This window comes from Candidatus Epulonipiscium viviparus, assembly GCF_000171335.1.
Lineage (GTDB): Bacteria > Bacillota > Clostridia > Lachnospirales > Cellulosilyticaceae > Epulonipiscioides > Epulonipiscioides viviparus.
Genome location: NZ_ABEQ01000063.3, coordinates 1 through 19,994, shown reverse-complemented (window position 1 = coordinate 19,994; position 19,994 = coordinate 1). Strand labels below are relative to the sequence as shown.

The 19,994-nt window shown below is 40.0% G+C and carries 24 protein-coding genes; 7 read left to right on the top strand and 17 right to left on the bottom strand.

All coding sequences use genetic code 11. The annotated features are described in order from the left end of the window. On the top strand, nucleotides 1–902 hold a 902-nt coding region (locus tag EPU_RS12125; RefSeq protein ID WP_010168663.1), incomplete at its 5' end, for a delta-lactam-biosynthetic de-N-acetylase. Between the two features lie 50 nt (nucleotides 903–952). Here EPU_RS12125 and yunB read toward each other — a convergent pair. The 4 genes from yunB to EPU_RS09100 all read right to left on the bottom strand — a co-directional run bounded on the left by yunB (nucleotide 953) and on the right by EPU_RS09100 (nucleotide 4,984). After that, a complete protein-coding gene (gene yunB / locus EPU_RS09115) occupies nucleotides 953–2,251 on the bottom strand; it encodes a sporulation protein YunB (RefSeq protein ID WP_010168662.1) in 1,299 nt (432 codons plus the stop codon). A 153-nt stretch (nucleotides 2,252–2,404) separates the two neighbouring features. Then, nucleotides 2,405–3,535: a tetratricopeptide repeat protein gene (locus tag EPU_RS12120; protein ID WP_010168661.1), complete on the bottom strand. Its 1,131-nt coding sequence runs from the start codon at nucleotides 3,533–3,535 to the stop codon at nucleotides 2,405–2,407. Between the two features lie 133 nt (nucleotides 3,536–3,668). Next, nucleotides 3,669–4,628, bottom strand: coding sequence for a leucine-rich repeat domain-containing protein (locus EPU_RS09105; protein ID WP_029488297.1), 960 nt, complete (start codon nucleotides 4,626–4,628; stop codon nucleotides 3,669–3,671). A gap of 68 nt (nucleotides 4,629–4,696) precedes the next feature. Further along, nucleotides 4,697–4,984, bottom strand: coding sequence for a hypothetical protein (locus EPU_RS09100; RefSeq protein WP_010168655.1), 288 nt, complete (start codon nucleotides 4,982–4,984; stop codon nucleotides 4,697–4,699). A 212-nt stretch (nucleotides 4,985–5,196) separates the two neighbouring features. On the opposite strand from EPU_RS09100, the gene EPU_RS13965 reads away from it, so the two are divergent. Then, complete coding sequence (locus EPU_RS13965) at nucleotides 5,197–5,364, top strand: hypothetical protein (protein WP_198006413.1); 168 nt, start codon at nucleotides 5,197–5,199, stop codon at nucleotides 5,362–5,364. A 75-nt stretch (nucleotides 5,365–5,439) separates the two neighbouring features. Continuing rightward, a complete protein-coding gene (gene mnmM / locus EPU_RS09090) occupies nucleotides 5,440–5,997 on the top strand; it encodes a tRNA 5-(aminomethyl)-2-thiouridylate-methyltransferase MnmM (protein ID WP_010168651.1) in 558 nt (185 codons plus the stop codon). Nucleotides 5,998–6,050: 53 nt separating this feature from the next. Here the strand turns inward: mnmM and udp are convergent, their stop codons facing one another. After that, entirely contained in the window at nucleotides 6,051–6,824 is a 774-nt protein-coding gene (udp, locus tag EPU_RS09085; protein WP_029488296.1) for a uridine phosphorylase, read from the bottom strand. A gap of 145 nt (nucleotides 6,825–6,969) precedes the next feature. Here udp and EPU_RS09080 point away from each other — a divergent pair, with 145 nt between their 5' ends. From EPU_RS09080 to EPU_RS12115, 4 genes are read left to right on the top strand one after another with little or no spacing between them, the layout of a single operon-like run. Continuing rightward, nucleotides 6,970–7,998, top strand: a complete 1,029-nt coding sequence (locus EPU_RS09080; RefSeq protein ID WP_010168647.1) for a threonine aldolase family protein — start codon at nucleotides 6,970–6,972, stop codon at nucleotides 7,996–7,998. A gap of 58 nt (nucleotides 7,999–8,056) precedes the next feature. Next, a complete protein-coding gene (locus tag EPU_RS09075; RefSeq protein ID WP_044149938.1) occupies nucleotides 8,057–9,478 on the top strand; it encodes an aminoacyl-histidine dipeptidase in 1,422 nt (473 codons plus the stop codon). Continuing rightward, nucleotides 9,478–10,647, top strand: a complete 1,170-nt coding sequence (locus tag EPU_RS09070) for an AI-2E family transporter (RefSeq protein WP_029488294.1) — start codon at nucleotides 9,478–9,480, stop codon at nucleotides 10,645–10,647. Before EPU_RS09075 ends, EPU_RS09070 begins: the two co-directional genes overlap by 1 nt. 19 nt (nucleotides 10,648–10,666) lie before the next feature. Continuing rightward, a complete protein-coding gene (locus EPU_RS12115) occupies nucleotides 10,667–11,437 on the top strand; it encodes an epoxyqueuosine reductase (protein ID WP_010168641.1) in 771 nt (256 codons plus the stop codon). Nucleotides 11,438–11,489: 52 nt separating this feature from the next. Here EPU_RS12115 and hisIE read toward each other — a convergent pair whose 3' ends face one another. From hisIE to rpsF, 12 genes are all read right to left on the bottom strand, one after another. Continuing rightward, entirely contained in the window at nucleotides 11,490–12,116 is a 627-nt protein-coding gene (gene hisIE / locus EPU_RS09060; protein ID WP_010168639.1) for a bifunctional phosphoribosyl-AMP cyclohydrolase/phosphoribosyl-ATP diphosphatase HisIE, read from the bottom strand. Continuing rightward, nucleotides 12,103–12,876 (bottom strand): imidazole glycerol phosphate synthase subunit HisF, encoded by a 774-nt coding sequence (gene hisF, locus EPU_RS09055; RefSeq protein WP_029488293.1) that lies wholly within the window; start codon nucleotides 12,874–12,876, stop codon nucleotides 12,103–12,105. Before hisF ends, hisIE begins: the two co-directional genes overlap by 14 nt. Beyond that, nucleotides 12,870–13,580, bottom strand: coding sequence for a 1-(5-phosphoribosyl)-5-[(5-phosphoribosylamino)methylideneamino]imidazole-4-carboxamide isomerase (gene hisA, locus EPU_RS09050; protein ID WP_010168635.1), 711 nt, complete (start codon nucleotides 13,578–13,580; stop codon nucleotides 12,870–12,872). The genes hisF and hisA overlap by 7 nt, the downstream gene beginning before the upstream one ends. 24 nt (nucleotides 13,581–13,604) lie before the next feature. Then, nucleotides 13,605–14,210: an imidazole glycerol phosphate synthase subunit HisH gene (gene hisH / locus EPU_RS09045; protein WP_010168634.1), complete on the bottom strand. Its 606-nt coding sequence runs from the start codon at nucleotides 14,208–14,210 to the stop codon at nucleotides 13,605–13,607. Beyond that, the gene (gene hisB / locus EPU_RS09040; protein ID WP_010168632.1) at nucleotides 14,211–14,798 is read right to left on the bottom strand and encodes an imidazoleglycerol-phosphate dehydratase HisB; all 588 of its coding nucleotides are present in this window, start codon (nucleotides 14,796–14,798) and stop codon (nucleotides 14,211–14,213) included. Next, nucleotides 14,799–15,836 (bottom strand): pyridoxal phosphate-dependent aminotransferase, encoded by a 1,038-nt coding sequence (locus EPU_RS09035; RefSeq protein ID WP_010168630.1) that lies wholly within the window; start codon nucleotides 15,834–15,836, stop codon nucleotides 14,799–14,801. A gap of 66 nt (nucleotides 15,837–15,902) precedes the next feature. Then, nucleotides 15,903–17,162, bottom strand: a complete 1,260-nt coding sequence (gene hisD, locus EPU_RS09030; RefSeq protein ID WP_029488292.1) for a histidinol dehydrogenase — start codon at nucleotides 17,160–17,162, stop codon at nucleotides 15,903–15,905. 10 nt (nucleotides 17,163–17,172) lie between these two features. After that, nucleotides 17,173–17,778 carry an ATP phosphoribosyltransferase gene (gene hisG / locus EPU_RS09025; RefSeq protein ID WP_242650853.1) on the bottom strand — a complete coding sequence of 202 codons (606 nt, stop codon included), beginning with the start codon at nucleotides 17,776–17,778 and terminating at the stop codon, nucleotides 17,173–17,175. Next, complete coding sequence (locus EPU_RS09020) at nucleotides 17,768–18,778, bottom strand: ATP phosphoribosyltransferase regulatory subunit (RefSeq protein WP_010168625.1); 1,011 nt, start codon at nucleotides 18,776–18,778, stop codon at nucleotides 17,768–17,770. Before EPU_RS09020 ends, hisG begins: the two co-directional genes overlap by 11 nt. Before the next feature lie 241 nt (nucleotides 18,779–19,019). Then, entirely contained in the window at nucleotides 19,020–19,253 is a 234-nt protein-coding gene (rpsR, locus tag EPU_RS09015; RefSeq protein ID WP_010168622.1) for a 30S ribosomal protein S18, read from the bottom strand. A gap of 25 nt (nucleotides 19,254–19,278) precedes the next feature. Next, nucleotides 19,279–19,767, bottom strand: a complete 489-nt coding sequence (locus EPU_RS09010) for a single-stranded DNA-binding protein (RefSeq protein ID WP_010168621.1) — start codon at nucleotides 19,765–19,767, stop codon at nucleotides 19,279–19,281. A gap of 48 nt (nucleotides 19,768–19,815) precedes the next feature. Next, nucleotides 19,816–19,994: 30S ribosomal protein S6 (gene rpsF / locus EPU_RS14565; RefSeq protein WP_010168619.1), on the bottom strand; the 179-nt coding region annotated here is incomplete at its 5' end.

Sequence of the window (19,994 nt, the reverse complement as noted above, 5' to 3'; positions counted from 1 at the left end):
AAAAAATACAAAAAAAAATCGAAAGGGGAACTGCAATGAAAAAAAGTATTTACATTATAATCATATGCTTACTTTTTTTTAACTTATCAATCTTTGCAACTGATAACACCAAAGTTGACTGGTGGATTATTCGAAGCAAAGAACACGCCACGCCGCGCATAAACGACAAGCTTTCATATAAACTAGAAGATTATGACGCATATTATACAGGAAATACGGACGAAAAGGTTTTATATCTCACATTCGACGAAGGCTACGAAAACGGTCAAACATCAAAAATTCTAGACATCCTAAAAGCCAATGACATCCACGCAATTTTCTTTGTTACTTCACCATATATCACCACCAACCCAGACTTAATCACCAGAATGGAAGCCGAGGGACACATGGTAGCAAATCATTCCAAGAATCACCCCTCTATGCCAAAAAATACCAATGATGTGGCAGCCTTTACAAAAGAGTTTACAGATGTAGAAGACAAATACACCGCCATTACTGGCAAGCAAATTACCAAGCTTTTTAGGCCTCCAATGGGTCACTATTCAGAAAAGTCTCTCGAATTAACACAGCAACTAGGCTATTCTACTCTATTCTGGAGCTTTGCATATGCCGATTTTGATACCAGAAATCAGCCCGACCCGATCAAAGCGCAACAGTTGATATCCGACAATCTACACAACGGAGCCGTTATCTTATTACATGCAGTTTCACAAACTAATACAGACATTCTCGATTCGGTAATCAAAAACGCTAAAAATCAGGGCTATACCTTTTCACTCTGGCAAATTGATTCTGCAGAAAATACCGCAGTTCCCGCCGATGATGTAGTTGTTGATGAGACTTCTACTTCAGCAGACCCTGCGGCAATGATAGTAATTCCAGAAACATTAAGTCACTCTTAAGATACCTCGAGCATTGCTTCCTCTGTCAATTTGGAGGCGGCTCATACATATTAGTAGTCAAATCCTGGCGATTCTAACGGTGCGTCTAATATAGAATTGCTCGGAACGTTTACATAACTTGGCGGCACTTCTCCGGAGCTTACTTTGTCTATTAACATTATTCGCCTCGCTACCACCACTTCTTCCTCAAATAATGGCACCACTATCTGAATAGTGGCCACCACATCGAGCCACACCGTGTGATTTACTTGGTTGATCCCCGTCTCCTTTAAATCGTTATCATAGTCTACTGTAACAGTTCCTATTGGCAACACTTCTATCGTTAATTCTGGTCCCAAATTAGCAAAAATTCTGCTTCCTGTCAAATTTCCCAACGGTATCTTAAAGGGCAGCACCCCTATGTTTTGAAGCGCATCGGAGCATCTCGCTATTATTTGTGCACATAAATTATTGATTAATATTGAGTTTACATTCCACGAAACTTGATCTCCGTCATCGTTGTAGTCATATGCTAGCAAATCTTCTATCGTAGTTTGGTTTGTTGCAAGGGTCTGAGCTATTGCTTCATTGATAGCCTGCGTTGCTATCGTGGTGGTTTGCAACTTCGCCATTGCCATAGACGTTGGAAGCGTTTCTCTGTCTAGCTGTATATAAATTATCGCTATAGTTATAAATATGATAGCAACACCAATGATGCTTTGTATTCTATAACTATTGGGATGTTTATTCTTATCAATTTTTATAAAGTCTCTTATGTATTTTCGCGGGGGATCGTTGCTATCTTCTGTTGCTATATCGCGTGTTGGCCGATTTTCGGCTGCTATATCGCGTATCGATCGATTCCCTGTTGCCATCGCATCTTGCGCGAACTGATTCCTCGGTGCCATCGCATCTTGCGCGAACTGATTTCTCGGTGCCATCGCATCTTGCACGAACTGATTCCTCGGTGCCATCGCATCTTGCGCGAACTGATTTTTCGGTGCCATCGCATCTTGCGTGAACTGATTTCTCGGTGCCATCGCATCTTGCGTGAACTGATTTCTCGGTGCCATCGCATCTTGCGCGACATGATTTCTCGGTGCCATCGCATCTTGCGCGAACTGATTTCTCGGTGCCATCGCATCTTGCGCGAACTGATTTTTCGGTGCCATCGCATCTTGCGCGACATGATTTCTCGGTGCCATCGCATCTTGCGCGACATGATTTCTCGGTGCCATCGCATCTTGCGCGAACTGATTCCTCGTTGCCATCATATCTCTTATTGACCCTTGAGGGATCGTTGGTATATATATCTTTTGCGTTTGTGGATTAAAATGCATTTTTTTGGATGACACTTGTGTCCTGAACATATATCCTCTTTTAAAAATAAGGTTTCCTCCTTTGCTATTCTATACTTGTACAATATATTCTCATATAGAATCTGCTATTACATTATTTTCCCTCGCAACGAAAATAACTGGGTAATATACCCAGTATCATCAATTGCTTTCCTTATAATATCCTTATAATAAATTTAGATTGATCTGTGCCCTCTCATGCCCTTGCTCAGCAGCCTTTGCATACCAGTTTGCAGCTTCTGCAATGTTTTTTGTTACTCCTTCCCCAAATTCATAACACCAGCCAAGATTAAATTGCGCGTCTCCATGCCCCTTATCTGCCGCTTTCTTTAGCCACTTAAATGCCTCCAGCAAATCTACTTCTGTTCCTTCACCATATTTATAACACATTCCCAAACTAAATTGAGCTTCCATATAATCTTTCTCCGCGGCCTTTGTATACCACTTAACTGCCGCCGACAAATCTCTACACTCTGATTCTGTTCCATAACATATTCCCAAATTATTTTGCGCAGGAACATACTCTTTCTCTGCGGCCTTGGCAAACCACTCTATGGCCTTTTCTAGATTTTTTACGACGCCTCTTCCATAAAAATAACATATGCCGATGCTGTTTTGCGCTCGCGGGCTTCCTTTTTCGGCAGCTTTTGTATACCACTTTGCAGACTCCTCTAAGTCTAGTTTTACTCCCATTCCAGTTGCATATAAATACCCCAAATTTGTTTGCGCAAAGACGTCTCCTTGCTCTGCCGCCAGCTTATACCATTTCACTGCGATATCGCAATCTTGCCGTACACCCTTCCCTTTTTCGTAATGCAAACCCAAATTACTTTGCGCAGTACTGTTTCCTTTTTCGGCAGCTTCTGTCAGTAATTTTATGGCCTGATCCATATCTGCTATTATCCCAGTTCCTCGTTCATAACACATAGCCAGATTGTTCTGTGCCAATAGATACCCTTGCTCGGCAGCTTTATTATATAATTGAAAAGCTTTCTCCGGGCTTCGTTCCACTCCCACTCCCTGCTCATAACACGCCGCCAAGCTATTTTGTGCCATAGCATGCTCCTGGTTGGCCGACATTGTATACCACTTAACTGCCTCTTTTATGTTTTTCTCTACTCCTTTTCCTAGTTTATAGCAAACCCCTATCCTATACTGCGCCTCTGCGTCTCCCTCTACTGCAAGCTCAAACCACCTGCGCTCTTCTTCGTTCATAAATATATCCGATTTTATAACAATATTTTCCTCTTGTTTGATGTTTAGCATCCTCAATTTATTACGCATGTTTATTTGCATGGCTGCCCCTTTCTATATTATTTCAATATGTATTATATGGTCCAAAACTAATTTTACCATCTATTGTCATCACTGTAAATATATTAGCAAAAATAATACCACATCTAATTCGCAAAGACGTGGCTTATCATTATTAGTTATTATCTTTGGTTAATACTTCCCATACAAAACCTTCGGTTATCACGCAATTTATAAAACTCATTTGCCTATCTGCAATTTTACATTTAACCGATGGCATCGAAATCTCTTTCAAATTCTTACAATTAAAAAACGCTCTCTTCGCTATACTACTTATTTCCTTTGGAAGTTCTACTCGCTTTAGTTCATCGCAAAACGCAAACGCATTTTCTGATATTGCTTTCAGTGTCTTTGGMAAAACTACTTCCTCCAACTTTTCGCATCCATAAAACGCCGAGTTATCAATTATTTTTACGCCTTCTTCTGCTATTTTTATAGTTGCCAATTGAGCACACGACGCAAATGTTAGGTTTTTAATATGCTCTACACCTTTTGGAATAGATATCGACTTCAATTTTTTACAATTTAAAAACGCTCCGACACCAATCTCGGTCAACTTTTGCGGCATATCTACTACTACCAAATTTTTACAACTTTCAAATGCATATCTGCCAATGCTTTTTACACTATTTGGTATAACTACCCATATTATTTTTTCACACTTACTGAATACGTTCGTCTCTATTGCAGTTACTCCGTCTGGAATTTTTACTAACCCTCGCTCACCTGTATATTTAACCAAAACGCCATCTACRATTTCAAAATCATCCGACTTTTCCTCTTTTACAATGGGTATACTTTCTCTCATTTCCTCCATTTCAGCATTATTCTTTATCAATTTTTCTTTAGTTTTTTGCATCTTTTGCGCTGCGTTTTGCAAACTTACAGTCACTTCTTGTAATTTTCTGAACATCTCTTTTATGACTATATCATTTGAAATCTCTTGTATTTTTCTTAGCATATCTCTTGCCACTAACTCAACTGGAGCATCTGGTAGATTATTATGCTTTACGTTTTTTTCAAGCAACATTGTATCGCTCTTAGAATATAGATCATTCTCTTTAGTTTTTTTCATTGTAGTTCCTCCTATAGTCATTMMTTCTTATTTAATAAWTATGGCACATTTTYTTTCAAAGTATACCATTATTTACTTTCAAAATTTAAGCCCATCATTTTTTCTATTTCTACCTGTATCATATTTACATACTCAAACCAATCTTTACATTTATCTATGTTTGCCATGGCATTCCTAGCGCTTTCATAAAACAATGTTCGCATCATTTGTTCATTTGCATCGTTAGAGTTTTTATGCTCTTCTAACACCTTATTCACAATCTCTTCTAGCTCTTGCACATTTTGAGGTGCCGAAAATCCTATGTTCAACAACAATGACCCTATATACTTGTTGAGTGTATCAAACGCACTTTGCATAGCCGATCCCTTCTTTCTAATATTTTGCCTTCCTTTAGAGTATAACTCATATTCCAATATTTTACTCATGAAATTTCATTACTTTACCATGTTCTTTTTCTTTTGCTGCAAAATTAATGCACAATTATTTCAATTATTTCATATGGTGTATAATTCTTTATATAAAAAAGGAGGGCTCAAACTTTTTCATTGCAGTTATTCCAGCTATGTTTATGACYGTAGTTGTTACCTGCTATATTTTAGTTGCACCAGAAGGCTTTGGAGCTATCGCCACTTCAGTTTTTGGAAGCATCAAAATTGCCGAACTCGCTGGAGTAGCCATCGGAATTGCCGCAGCTGCATTGGCCTATATTGCCTTTAATAAAAAGACTTCATCATAAAAATAGACGAGTTATTCGTTTGCTGTTTATTTTACTATCTTTTTGAGAATACTCTTAGCCAAAGGATGTGAAAATATGATTTTAAAACAAATGCTAGATTACGCAAAGTTTTTGCTAACACAGGCCATTGCAGCTGGTGACTCCGTTGTTGATGCAACCTGTGGAAATGGAAATGATACCCTATTTTTGGCCAATTTGGTGGGTGCCGAAGGCAAAGTTTATGCATTCGATATTCAGGATGTTGCAATAGCAGAGACAACCCGCTTGCTTGCTGAGCATAATATAGACTGCGTACAAGTAATTAAAGATGGGCACGAAGTTGCTCACAAATATATGGAATCTTCAATCGCAGCTGCTATATTCAATCTCGGATACTTGCCCAAGGGTGACCATTCTATTACAACGCAATCACACACTACAATTACAGCCGTCGACCACTTGCTCGATTACCTTAAGCCAAATGGCATCATCGTTTTGGTTGTATACCATGGGCATAGCAACGGCAAATTAGAAAAGCGAGCTTTGCGCAGTTTCTGCCAAACATTAGATCAAAAAAGTTTTTCCGTGTTAGAATACAAATTTCTTAATCAAAAAAACAACGCACCTTTTATTATCGCCATCGAAAAATTATAGCGATAATCTCAGCAGAAAACATTATCTCTTTGATGCTCTCTGCTGAATCGTTYTTATTTTTTGTCTTGCTTAATCAATTCTCTCAGAGCTTCTACTCCCACTTTTATGGCCATTTCCGTATCGTGAACTACGGGATTTTCAAGCCCCATCTTTTCTCTCTCCTGATTTGCGACAACCAAAAAACTCGACCCACAACGCACTCCCAAGAAGCTCGCAACTGTAAATAACGCCGCCGACTCCATCTCCGAAGCCTTACATCCCAGCTTTTTCCATGCTTCCCATTTATTCAGCAACTCATAATTTACAGGCATAATCTCTGGGCTATGCTGCCCATAAAACGAATCTTTACATTGAACCACTCCTGCATGCCACTTAAAATTAAGTTTTCTTGCAGCACACACAAGCGCATTCGTAACTTCCAAATCTGCTACTGCAGGAAATTCTATCGGCGCATACTCTTTGCTAGTGCCTTCCATTCGGATCGCAGCTGTAGCTATCACTATGTCTCCACCCACAATTTCTGTTTGCATTCCGCCGCAGGTGCCCACGCGTATAAATGTATCTGCGCCAGATCGTACAAGCTCCTCCATCGCAATTGCCGCAGATGGCCCGCCAATTCCCGTCGACGTTACGCTCACCTTTGTCCCCTCTAGGTATCCCGTATAGGTTACATATTCYCTACTATCTGCAACCAACACCGCGTTATCAAAATGCTCCGCTATCTTTTTGCATCGCTTTGGGTCGCCTGGCAAAATAACGTACTTCCCAACATCTCCTGGCCTTGTTTGAATATGATACTGCAATCCTTCTTCTCCTGAATATTTCATAGCAGTTACTCCTCAATTTTTTAATTTGTGATGTTACATTTATTAGATTAACTCCATTTTTTTAGCATTTCAAGGTGCCAACGCCTATTCTAACGCTACAATTTTTGATATTCTATATGCATGAAAATCTACGGAGGTGTGATATATGTTTAGAAACGACTATAGCGAAGGAGCTTGTCCTGCTATTTTAGAAGAGCTTACACGAACCAATTTTATGAGAACCAGAGGATATGGCGACGATCCATTTTGTAGTARGGCACAAGATTTAATTAGGGCACACATCGGAAACGACGCCGCCGATGTACATTTTTTTGTGGGCGGAACGCAAACCAACCTCACTGCTCTTAGCGCATTTTTGCGACCTCACGAAGGAATAATTTCGCCAGATACCGGGCACATTCAGCTTCATGAAACTGGCGCAATAGAAGCCACCGGCCATGCCATTATCACAGTTGCCAACCACGACGGCAAGCTTGCTGCAGATCAAATTGCTCCTATTATCAAAAATCATATGCCAATTCACATGACCAAACCGCGATTGGTATACATTTCCAATTCTACAGAATATGGCACAGTCTATACCAAAGAAGAGCTCTATGCTATCAGCCAAGTATGCAAGCAACACAATTTATTACTATACCTTGACGGCGCTCGGCTCGGCGTTGCCCTTACCTGCGATGCTAACGATCTAACTATAGCGGACATATGCAATTGCGTCGATGCATTTTATTTTGGCGGYACCAAAAACGGAGCACTGTTTGGCGAAGCGCTCGTGATCCTAAACGAGAATCTTAAATCAGATTTTCAATATTTTATAAAGCAACGCGGAGCTCTGTTAGCCAAAGGCCGTTTGCTAGGAATTCAGTTTGCGACACTGTTTTCAGATAATTTATTTTATGATCTAGCTTACCATGCAAATGCCACTGCAAAAAGGCTTAGCGAAAGCATTGTGGATCTCAACTTTAAGCTTCTTACCCCAACGCAAACCAACCAAATTTTTGTGATCGTTTCTACTGCCCAATACCAAAAGCTTTTATCGATGCCAGAATTTGATTTCGAAGTTTGGGAGCCTCACCCAGATGGGCTAGTAATCCGTTTTGTTACATCTTGGGCCACTCCAGACGAAAATATCGATCGCTTATTAGCAGCATTAGCTCAAATCCAAACTATCTGAATAAAAGCTGCCCATAATTAGAATACTAACCAAAAATACACATATTAGGAGGCTTTTTATGAGCACAGCTTTAGAACACTTTAAGCAAATATGCACTATCCCACATGGATCTGGAAACGAAAGGGAGCTGAGTAACTATTTGGTTCGCTTTGCCAAAAATGCGGGGCTAGAAGTCGCGCAAGATGACGCACTCAACGTCTATATATATAAACCAGCCAGCCCCGGATACGAAAACAAAGATACGATTATACTTCAAGGGCACATGGACATGGTGTGYGAAAAAGATAAGCAAACCGAATTTGACTTTGCAACAGACCCCCTCAACCTCAAAACCGATGGTGACTTTTTATATGCAGAAGGCACAACTTTGGGTGCAGACGACGGCGTTGCTCTTGCATATCAGATGGCAATCATCGAAGATACAACCCTCAAGCACCCTCCCCTTTGCTTATTAATAACCACCGAAGAAGAAACCGGAATGGGCGGGGTCATTGCATTAGACCGCAATCTAATTCAGGGCAACACATTAATTAATCTCGACTCTGATATCGAAGGAGAATTTTTAACCAGTTGCGCAGGTGGCTTGCGAATTAAACTTACCATCAATGGCATCAAATTATCTATCGCACCCGGCGAAGTGGCATATACTCTAAAATTGCGAGGCCTAAAAGGAGGTCACTCTGGAGCAGAAATTCACAAGGAACGAGCCAATGCCAACGTCGTGATGGGGCGAGTTTTGGATCTCCTAAACGACAAATTTCACATCGGCATCTCCAGCCTCGATGGCGGCAGCAAGGACAATGTTATCGCCCGCGAAGCCGATGCCGTAATCACAGTGGTTGACGAAAAAGCCAAGGCTATGCTAGAATATATCGAAGACATAGCTGCAACACTAAAAGCTGAATACGCCGCACAAGATGCTGACATTAGTTTACACGTGGAAAAAACTACTGTGCAGACAAAGTTTATGAGCGATACGAAACAAAAGCTGATCGACCTACTACGTATATTGCCAAACGGCGTTGTTGCCAAAAGTTGTTATATAGCAGACTTAGTCGAAACTTCGCTAAATCTTGGCGTCATTTCAACAGCTGATAACGTTATCACAATTACACTCTCTCTTCGAAGCTCTGTAGAATCCAAAAAAATTGACCTTACACATAAAATTAAAACTATTGCCAAAGTGATGGACGTTAAATTTTCTGAGACCGGAGACTACCCAGCGTGGCAGTATAAGCAAGAYTCTCGAGTTCGTGATGCCGCAGTTGCAACGTATCGCAAATTATATGGAGTCGACCCCGAAGTTCGAGCCGTGCATGCGGGCCTGGAATGTGGCATACTGTCTCTCAAAATAGATGATCTCGATGCTATTTCCTTTGGTCCAAACGTCTATGACATACACACGCCAAAAGAAAAGATGAGTATCAGCTCTTTCGAGAAAATGTATGGCTTTTTAATTACTTTGCTTGAGGAGATATAATGAAGATCGAAAGGCGCCATAAATATTACACCATATGCGTATATGTTGTCATTAGCATCGTCATCACTATCCTCATCTCTATCTGTATGATTAAATTTATACCTATAATGGGGTGGCTGCACTGGCTATTTGACAGAACAGTCGATTTACTGTCGCCTTTGCTAATCGGCCTAGTGCTTGCGTATCTGATGGAGCCCGTTGTCGATTTGTATATATCGTCACTATCTCGTCCGCATCTATCTGCTTCGCGTGTTAGAGGAATCTCAACATTTTTTGCTATCCTCACAATAGTTGCTATCATTGGACTTTTTGTGCTTATGATCATAATGAATATGCAGCAGGTAATTCATAAGACAGATATCAAAGGGCTTTCTCAAACTATCAATGCGTATATATCATATTTTCAGGCCACTGCCGAAACGCTAGTTAATCAACTCGCAACCGACGAAATGTCTATGAAAGCACGAGAAATTCTCACCACCATATACACCACCATCAACTCTTGGGCCACCATGTTTGGGCAGATCTCTATGACTTGGGTYGCTGACATAGGCAAAAATCTCATCGATATCGTATTTGGCGTCATTTTAGCAATATACATCATGAAAGATAAACCTAAATTGGTCAAAATAGTCAATAACATTCTGTCTGTTATATTTACTCCAAAATGGTATAAACGAGTTACTAGTATCGGTCGCGATTTAAATTCTGTTTTGACCGGCTATGTGCGTGGTCAAATATTGGATGCCTTAATTATGGCGGTGCTAGTTGGAATTGGTCTTAGCTTGATTAARCTCGACTTTGCGGTAATTATAGGTGTAGTCTCTGGAGTTTTTAATATCATTCCATACTTTGGCCCCGTTGTTGGATTGCTATTAGCTGGCATTCTCGGGGCAATCGGTGGCGGAATACAGCAAGCCATATATGCTATGCTAATAGTTTTTGTATTGCAACAAATAGACGGATTTATTATCGTTCCAAAAATTTTAGGCACCAACGTAAAGCTACACCCAATCGTGGTGTTGCTTGCTATTTTGATTGGTGGAGACTTATTTGGTCTTTTGGGAATGCTGTTGGGAGTTCCGTTATGCGCTCTAATGCGAGTAATCATAATTCGATGCGTCGGCAATGTATTCAGCGAAAGTTTTGCCAAGTCCGAAAACGATTAATATTAAGGAAGTAACTACTATGACAGATGAAAAACTTAGAAAATATATCAATGATTTGGACCTGGATACATTTGGAATAATTCGCTTTGAAATTGCCAATCAAATGAAAACCATAATTTCTATAGCATTTCCATATAACCATCTAGATGCCAACAGCGAAAATGGATTTTCCATTTATACAAAACGCCTCGACTATCATAAGGTAGTGCGTAGCTATCTTGATAAAATTTGTAATCTACTTATTGCCGACGGATTTTGCGCCACCGCTTATGTAGATAACAATCCACTTCCAGAAAAAAGTATTGCAGAGCTTGCTGGAGTTGGATTTATCGGAAAAAACGGCTTGATCACTACCGAAAAATATGGTTCATATGTATTTTTAGGCGAAGTGGTCACCGACTTTATTCCTACCAAAACTGATGTTGCCATAGAAAACTTATGCGGCTCATGTACACGCTGCACCAACAGTTGCCCCACCGGCGGCATTCACGACATCACTCAGTGCATATCATTTATTACGCAAAAAAAACGTCTYACTCCAGACGAAGTTGATCTACTAGATGGGCAAATTTTTGGCTGCGATGCATGTCAGGACGCTTGTTCATACAATAGACATATAGCCAAAAGCCCGCTTCCAGAGTTTGCCACGCTCGACTTTATGAATTATGCTCCGGCTTTCTACGCCGAAATGAATGATCAATTTTTTAATGACTTCATCCAGCAAACTTCTTGTGGCTGGCGCGGCAAAGACATCATCGTTCGCAATGCACGTAAAGCAATAGAAAATTAATTACAATTGCTGTAGCCACCGTTATATCATTCGCAACTACAGCAAGCATTGCCTATGTTGGAGTCTCCTGCTTTATCTTATTATCTATTACATGTCGACTCGCCAATTCGTCTTTAATCTCATCAATCGTAATACCCATCTCTAGCATCAACACCATAATATGGTACGCTACATCCGCAATCTCATATATGGTCTCTCTCTTATCATTTTTCATAGCTCCGATTATCACTTCTGTTGCTTCTTCGCCTATCTTTTTTAAAATCTTTTCTTTGCCCTTATCAAACAAATACGTTGTATACGAGCCTTCCTTTTTGGTTGTCTTTCTATCTAATAGCAAATCGTATAGCGCATACATCGAAAATGGTGCACGCTCCTCTACTTCCAAATTGAAAAAGCATGATGGAGCACCTGTGTGGCACGCAACTCCAGTTTGTAACACCTCTATTAGCATCGTATCGCTATCACAATCTAGACTCATTCGCATCACTCGCTGCTTATGCCCACTCTCCTCACCTTTGCGCCACAGCCTTTTTCTACTCCTCGAGTAAAAGCAAGTATATCCCTCTGACTTTGTTATATCAATACTTTCCTGATTCATATATGCTAGCATCAGGACTTCTCTCGTATAAAAATCTTGTACTATTGCAGGAATCAGCCCCTGCTCATCAAACTTTATCATGTAGTTTCCTCATTTCTATTCCATTTTCTGCAAGGTAGTTTTTCAGTTGCGATATACGAACCTGCTTATAGTGAAATATGGAGGCCGCAAGCCCCGCATCGACGTTGCTTAAAGTTTTAAACAATGTCCCAAAATCTTCCATTCCACCTGCTCCGCCACTTGCAACAACAGGTATGCTAACTACATCGCACACAGCTTTTAGCATCTCCAAGTCGAACCCATTTTTAACCCCGTCCGTATCAATACTATTGAGAACAATTTCTCCCGCACCTAGCGCTTCCCCAGCTTTTGCCCACTCTATCGCATCTATTTGTGTAAGATTTCGACCGCCCATAGTACAAACTTTAAATTCATTTCCCACTCGCTTGGCATCTATCGAAAGCACCACGCATTGGCTGCCATATTTTTTTGCGGCCTCTTGTATCAACTGCTGATTTTTAATAGCACCAGAGTTTACCGAAACTTTATCCGCACCACACTTTAGAACTCGATCAAAATCTGCTGTAGAATTTATTCCCCCACCAACTGTTAGCGGAATAAAAATTTCTGATGCTACTTCTTCCAAAATTTGGGTAAACAACTTTCGTCCTTCAAAGCTTGCAGTAATATCATARAAAACCAGCTCATCTGCACCTTCATCATTATAAAAYTTTGCGAGCTCTACCGGATCTGATACATCTTTTACACCCTCAAAATTGACACCTTTAACTACTCTTCCGTCACGAATATCTAAACACGGAATTATCCTTTTTGTTAGCATATTGCGGTGGCCTCCCTCAGCGCTATCTTGCCTTCATAAATTGCTTTGCCAACGATTACGCCAGCAACGCCAATGCGCTTTAGCTCTTTGATCTCCGCAATGGAAGTTACGCCACCGCTTGCGATGATATTCACCTTTCTATCTTTGCACAGCTGTCTATATGATGCCATATCGCACCCAGCCATCATTCCATCTTTTGAAATATCTGTATATATAATTGTCGCAACCCCCATGGCAGTCAACATTTTGCAAAATTCAATAGCATCCACTTTGGAGTTAACAAGCCAACCATTCGCTCGCACTTGCCCATCTTTTTCGTCCACTCCTACTGCAATCTGCTGATCATACTTCTTGACCATTTCCTCAACAAACTTTGGATTTTCTACTGCAACTGTTCCCAAAATTACGCGATCCACACCCATATTCAAATAGTGGTTGATGGTGCTCTCATCTCTAATTCCTCCTCCTAGCTGCGTTACGAAATGCCTATTTTTCAAAATTGTTTTTATCGTATTCTGATTTTCTATCGTTCCGCTTTTGGCCCCATCTAGATCCACGATGTGTAATGCCGTCGCTCCCTCTTTAGTAAAGTGCTCTAGCACCTCTTCTGGATCTTTCGAATACACCTTCACCTGATCATACTTACCCTCTGTTAACCTCACAATCTGACCATTTTTTATATCTATTGCAGGAAATATTCTCATATATATACTCCAATCTATTTTATTTTAGCACTCCACAAAAGCTTTTAGGATACGCAGCCCACACTCGCCTGATTTTTCTGGATGAAATTGCGTACCAAATACCATCCCGTTCTGTACAGTTGCAGTAACATCGATATCATATTTTACAACACTCGTGATATATTTTGATTCTGCTTTGGCATAATACGAATGTACAAAGTATACATAATCGCCTTCTGATGTATATTTTAGAATAGGCGACGAGTTAGTCTTATATAACTTATTCCATCCCATATGCGGAATCTTCAGCTTCGAATCTATCGCTCCTTTTAGCGGAACAATATCTCCAGCAATCAGCCCCAACCCCTTATGCTCTCCAAACTCAAAACTTCTATCAAATAGTAGCTGCATACCCAAGCAAATTCCCAAAATAGGCTTTTTTCCTGCGTTACTCAAAATTACTTCATCCATCTTGTATTCTTTTAGCAACTTCGCTGCGTCCTCAAATGCTCCCACTCCGGGTAAAATTATATGGCTCGCGGCATCTATTTTTGCTTCATCATTTGTAACAACAGCCATCGCTCCTATTTTATTCAACGATGCTTGCAACGAAAACAGATTGCCCACTCCATAGTCGATAATAGCAACCAACTATATCACTCCTTTTGTCGATGGAATTTCATTCCTAAATTTTTGATCGATTGTTACCGCTTCACGCATTGCACGAGCCATCGCTTTAAACACGGCCTCTATTATATGATGCGCGTTTTTTCCTCGCTCTTGTACCACATGCAGCGTCATCTTTGCGCTTCTAGCAATAGCCAGCAAAAACTCTTTGCACAACTCAGTATCAAAGTCGCCCACTTTATTTTGGCTTATATTCAAATTTTCTTCAAGGTGTCCTCGCCCACTAAAATCCAGAAATACGCTCACCAACGCTTCATCCATAGGCAGCGTACAGCTTCCGTAGCGACATATTCCGCGTTTATCTCCTAGCGCTTCATCTATTGCCGCACCCAAGCAAATTGCAATATCTTCTACTGTATGATGAAAATCCACATCGCTATCTCCGCGACATGTTATCGCCAAATTCATTCGCGAATGCGCCGCAAACAACGTTAGCATGTGATTTAAAAATCCGCAATCTGTATCAATCGCATTTGTTCCCGTTCCATCAAGCTCCAATGTCAATTTTATATCCGTTTCATTAGTCTTTCTTTCGATCACTGCTTTTCTCACTTATTTTCTCCAATCTATAATCGCTTCTTTCACCGCATCCATTTCTATTGCAGTTCCAATTGTAATGCGTACAAAATCTGGGATTGCTTTAAAATATCTCACCAAAATTTTCTTACTACGCAAATATTCATATAGCTCTTCTCCACTTGCAGCAGCTGGCTTGGTAAACACAAAATTTGCCTTCGACGGAAGCGTATAAAAGCCATTTTGTTCCAAAAATTCTATAAATTTCTCTCGCTCTGCTACAATTTTGCCGACGCACTCCTCAAAGTATGCCGCCTCTGCGATGCTAACAGCCCCCATTGCTTGCGTTACTGCATTCACATTATATGGGTTATACGAATTTTTCACCAACGCAATATCATTAATGAGCTCTGTATTGGCAACTGCAAAACCCAGCCTCGCTCCTGCCAAATTGCGTGATTTTGAGAAGGTCCCCACCACTACCAAGTTGTTGTATTTCTCAATTAGAGATCTGGCACTAAACCCACTAAAATCCGCATATGCTTCGTCGATAATCACTACGTTTTGTTCATTTGCGGCGAGTATGCTTTCCAGCTGATCTTTGTTCAATGCAATTCCCGTTGGTGCATTTGGATTCGCAATTATAATCGTTTTCTTTTTATTGAAGTATGTTGCAGGATCAATTTCAAAATTTTCGGTTAGCGGTATTTGCTCCGCAACTACATTATATAAATCGCTAAATACTTGATAAAACCCATACGAAATCTTTGGAAATGCCACCTCCTTCTCACAAAAAGCCAGATAGCAAAATGCCAGTATTTCGTCAGAACCGTTTCCAAATATCACATCATCTACATTGTAATAATTACAAAACTCTGCTGTCAGTGCTTTTGCCGAAGGGTCGCAATACAAATTTAGGGTTTTTGCAGCTTCTGCAGCAGCAGCCACTGCTCGAGGCGACGGCGGGTATGGACTCTCATTTGTATTCAGCTTAATAAACTCTCCTCGTTTCGGTTGCTCTCCAGGAGTGTATGGAATCAGACCAGCCAGCTGCCTATTTAAAAATACACTCATAACATTACCATCCTCTCATCATCCAAAATTTACAGCAAGTATATTTGCCCCTGCTGCAATCAYTACTCACTGAAATCTGCTTTGAACACTTCTTGCATGCGCATCTAAGCCTTCGTGCTTTGCAAACAATACGATATCATCCTTATACTTTTGGAGCATTTCTTCCGTATACTGAACAAAYGTAGACTTTTTCACGAAGGTATCCACAGACAGTGCCGATGAAAACTTGGATGTCTGATTAGTTGGCAGCGTGTGATTYACTCCTGCGTAATAATCCCCAACCGCCTCCGGAGTGTAGCGTCCCAAAAATACGCTTCCGGCATTCTTAATCTCTGGCAAATAGCTGATCGCATTGTCTAGCATGATCTCTAGATGTTCTGGTGCCAAATCGTTTGATATTGCGAAGCACTCGCTTAGCGTATCGCATACTACAATCAATCCGTTATCATCTATGGATGGGCGCGCTATTTTTTCTTTAGGCAACTTACTCAACTGTATTTCGATTTCTGTTGCAACTTCTTCGGCTATTTCCTTGGATGTGGTTAGCAAAATCGCTCTTGCCAACATATCGTGTTCTGCTTGCGAAAGCATGTCTGCCGCGATAATCTTAGGGYTTTGCTTTTCATCGGCTATGATCAAAATCTCAGACGGCCCTGCAATCATGTCTATGCCCACCTTGCCAAACACAGCCTTCTTTGCAGCTGCAACATACGCATTTCCAGGACCTGTAATTTTATATACTGGCAATACGCTTTCGGTGCCATATGCCAATGCTGCAATTGCCCCTGCGCCACCTATTTTAAATACTTGGTCTACTCCTAGCATAGCGCAAATTGCCAATATCTCTTTTGCCACCGTACCATCTTCTCTTGGCGGAGTGACGACGCTAATGTATGAGCATCCGGCAAGCTTTGCAGGAATCACATTCATCAATACACTAGATGGATAAACTGCYCTTCCGCCAGGAATATATATCCCCACACGCTCTATGGGGGTCACTCGCTGCCCCATTATTATTCCATCCTTTTCTACCATAAAGCTATTAGTAATCTGGCGTTTATGAAAATCTTCTATGTTCTTCTTTGCTCTCCTGATCACCCCTAGCAAATCATCATCAATRCTCTCATACGCATCCTTCAGCTCTTGCTCACTCACTAGCAGCGATGTTAACTGTGCCCTATCAAATTTTAATGCATAATCAAAAAGCGCTTGATCGCCCAAACGTTTTACTGTTTCCACAATCTCTTGGGCATCTCTTTCAATCTGAGGCGAAATCTCAGCKGAATGTTTCAAAATTTCTGTGTTTTTATCTACTATTTTAATCATGTGTCCTCCTTTAAATTAGCTGMCTTAACAATTGATCAATTCTATCTTTATTAAAGTTATATCTGCTTTTTGATGCTATAACGCGCGCACTCAGCTCCATAATTATGGTATCAACTTTCAGATTATTTTCACGAAGGGTGCTTCCTGTCTCCACAATATCCACTATAACATGGCTAAGCCCAATTAGCGGCGCCAACTCTATAGACCCATTCAATTTGATGATGTCAATCTCTCGTTCTCCATAATATTCACGAGCAATATACGGATATTTTGTTGCCACTTTCAGTACGCTATTTTGTTTATCGACAAATGCATTTGGAGAGCAGACGCACATATTACACTTTCCTATTCCCAAATCCAGTAGCTCATATACATCTGCCCCAGATTCTACCAGCGAATCCTTGCCAACCACTCCTATATCCACCGCACCGCGCTCCACATACACTGCAACATCAGAAGGCTTTATCAAATAAAATCTCACTCCATTTTGTTTATCTTCAAAAAATAATTTGCGCGTCTTTGCCTCTATATCTACTGCATTTATACCCATATTCTTAAACATCCTATAAACATCGTCACCAAGTCGCCCCTTAGGTAGCGCAATATCAATCATCATTCTCTTCCTTTCGTACACAAAAATTTATTCCAGATTCATAGAGTTCATTTGCTTTTTTTAATGTCTCCACAACATTTGTATATTGAATTATCTGCTTGTCGCAAACTTCTCTTTGTGTGTTTTCAATTTCGGACAAATACACTGCAAATCCTATTGCTTTTTGAGTTTTTTCACCCATGTTTCGCAACAAATTATCATATCGCCCGCCAGACAAAACTTTGTTTGCGACGCCCCGTACATATCCAGTAAATGTGAGCCCATTGTAATACTGAGTTCCTACAAGATGYGCAAAGTCAAACATAACCTTATTTATATCACAAATTTCTACCAACGCCTCTGCAATATCCATCAATTTATCTAATTCGGACTTGCAACAAGCGTAGGTTTCATCTTCTAGCAAGACTGTTATGGCTTCTTTAAAGTCTGCTGGCAACTGTACTAACTTTGTAAAAATTCTCGATTGTGGCAATTTTTCCAAATCATGTAAATTCTTTTGTCGCAAACACCGTATAATAGCGTTTTTATCTTCAGCGTTAATATTATATTCATCAAATAGCAAGTTTACTATAGACATATCAGAGATCACAAACCTAAATTCGCCTATCATTGCCAAACTTTTTATTGCCAAATTTAGTACTTCCAAAGTTTGATAGAGCGACAGCTCTCCAATATACTCAAGCCCCACCTGCCTAATTTCACGAAAGTCGCTTTCTCCTGGGGGTACTTTAAACACAGGCTCGTTATAATATATTTTGCTTTTATCATAGGCTTTATGATTTTTTACGATACTCATCGTTACATCGGGTTTTAGGGCTAGCAACTTTCCCGTTGCCGACTGCATTGTAATAACGCGATTATCTTCCAAAAAACTTTCATTGCTCATATAAAACGAATAGGGTTCAAATCGATTCATCTTAAATTTGCTATAACCAAATCTATAGTATAGTTCTTCTAATTTTAAGCCTATTCTACTCACTTCATCCAAAAAATCTGTTTTCATAAACTCCTCCATCAAAAAATAATATCACTACTATAGTTTCCCAATTTGATCGCAACCATCCATTTTTTACTATAAAAAAAAAGGTACAAACCATATTGTGGTCTATACCCTTTCTTTTTGCATATTTGATTTACTTATATTTGCTACTTATCCTAAGCTTTCGATATTAATAAAAACCGCCAGATAGAAGCTTTTTGATATTATAAAGCATTTAAATACTCATATCGTTCAAGTATTGATATTAATCTTGAGTATAAGGCAATAACGCAATATGTCTTGCGCGCTTAATTGCTGCTGTGAGTTTGCGTTGCGCTTTAGCAGAGTTGCCAGTAATTCGTCTAGGCAAGATTTTTCCTCGTTCAGAAATAAATTTCTTAAGAGTGTTAATATCCTTATAGTTTATTTTTTTAATATTATCGCCTGCAAATTGATTTACTTTACGTCTTCTGCGTCCGCGTCTTTTCTGCATTGACATTGATATAGTCCTCCTTCATTAATTATCAAAATGGTAGATCGTTTTCTTCTTCCATAGGAGGAAGTTTTGGGGTAAATCCACCCATGTCATTATCATTCAAAGGAGGAGTCGGATTATATGCTTTGTTCTCACCATAATTTGATTGACCATCATTGTAAGAAGTCCCTCTATTTGTTACGCGTGCTTGAAACGACGACTTACTTTCTGCAAATTCCTGGTCATCCACTATAATTTCAGTACTATAGTGTTTAACTTTATTTTGATCTTCCCAATTATTGTTTTGAATTCTTCCAGCAATACACACTTTTAGGCCCTTTTTAAAAAACTTTTCTGCAAACTCTGCTGTTTTACCAAAGGCAACTATATTAAAAAAGTCTGTATCTGGCTCTCCTTCTCTTGTATATGTCCTTTTTACAGCTATACCATATCTTGCAATTGCGAGCGGTGTAGCTGATTGCGAATAACGCACCTCCGGGTCTTTGGTTAAATTTCCCATAAGGATCACTTTATTCATTTTCTTTCCTCCTTCAAATACATAATACATTTTTCTTATTTTTTCTTCCTACTTTTCTTCTAAAGAAACGATTAAATAGCGAAGAACAGCTTCTGTGATTCTAAGTCTACTCTCAATTTCTGCTGGAGCATCTGGCTCTGCGTTGAACTCGATAAAGTAGTAGAAACCTTCTTTTTTCTTGTCAATTTCATAGGCAAGTTTCTTTTTGCCCCAGTCATCAACTTTTG

Bases quoted from the DNA above. Each gene is read 5' to 3' on its own strand.
- hisA (WP_010168635.1), bottom strand. From the start codon at position 13,580: ATGAGAATATTTCCTGCAATAGATATAAAAAATGGTCAGATTGTGAGG.
- mnmM (WP_010168651.1), top strand. From the start codon at position 5,440: ATGATTTTAAAACAAATGCTAGATTACGCAAAGTTTTTGCTAACACAG.
- yunB (WP_010168662.1), bottom strand. From the start codon at position 2,251: ATGTTCAGGACACAAGTGTCATCCAAAAAAATGCATTTTAATCCACAA.
- EPU_RS12120 (WP_010168661.1), bottom strand. From the start codon at position 3,535: ATGCAAATAAACATGCGTAATAAATTGAGGATGCTAAACATCAAACAA.
- EPU_RS09100 (WP_010168655.1), bottom strand. From the start codon at position 4,984: ATGCAAAGTGCGTTTGATACACTCAACAAGTATATAGGGTCATTGTTG.
- rpsR (WP_010168622.1), bottom strand. From the start codon at position 19,253: ATGTCAATGCAGAAAAGACGCGGACGCAGAAGACGTAAAGTAAATCAA.
- EPU_RS09035 (WP_010168630.1), bottom strand. From the start codon at position 15,836: ATGAGTGTATTTTTAAATAGGCAGCTGGCTGGTCTGATTCCATACACT.
- EPU_RS09010 (WP_010168621.1), bottom strand. From the start codon at position 19,767: ATGAATAAAGTGATCCTTATGGGAAATTTAACCAAAGACCCGGAGGTG.
- hisIE (WP_010168639.1), bottom strand. From the start codon at position 12,116: ATGATAAAGTTTGATGAGCAGGGGCTGATTCCTGCAATAGTACAAGAT.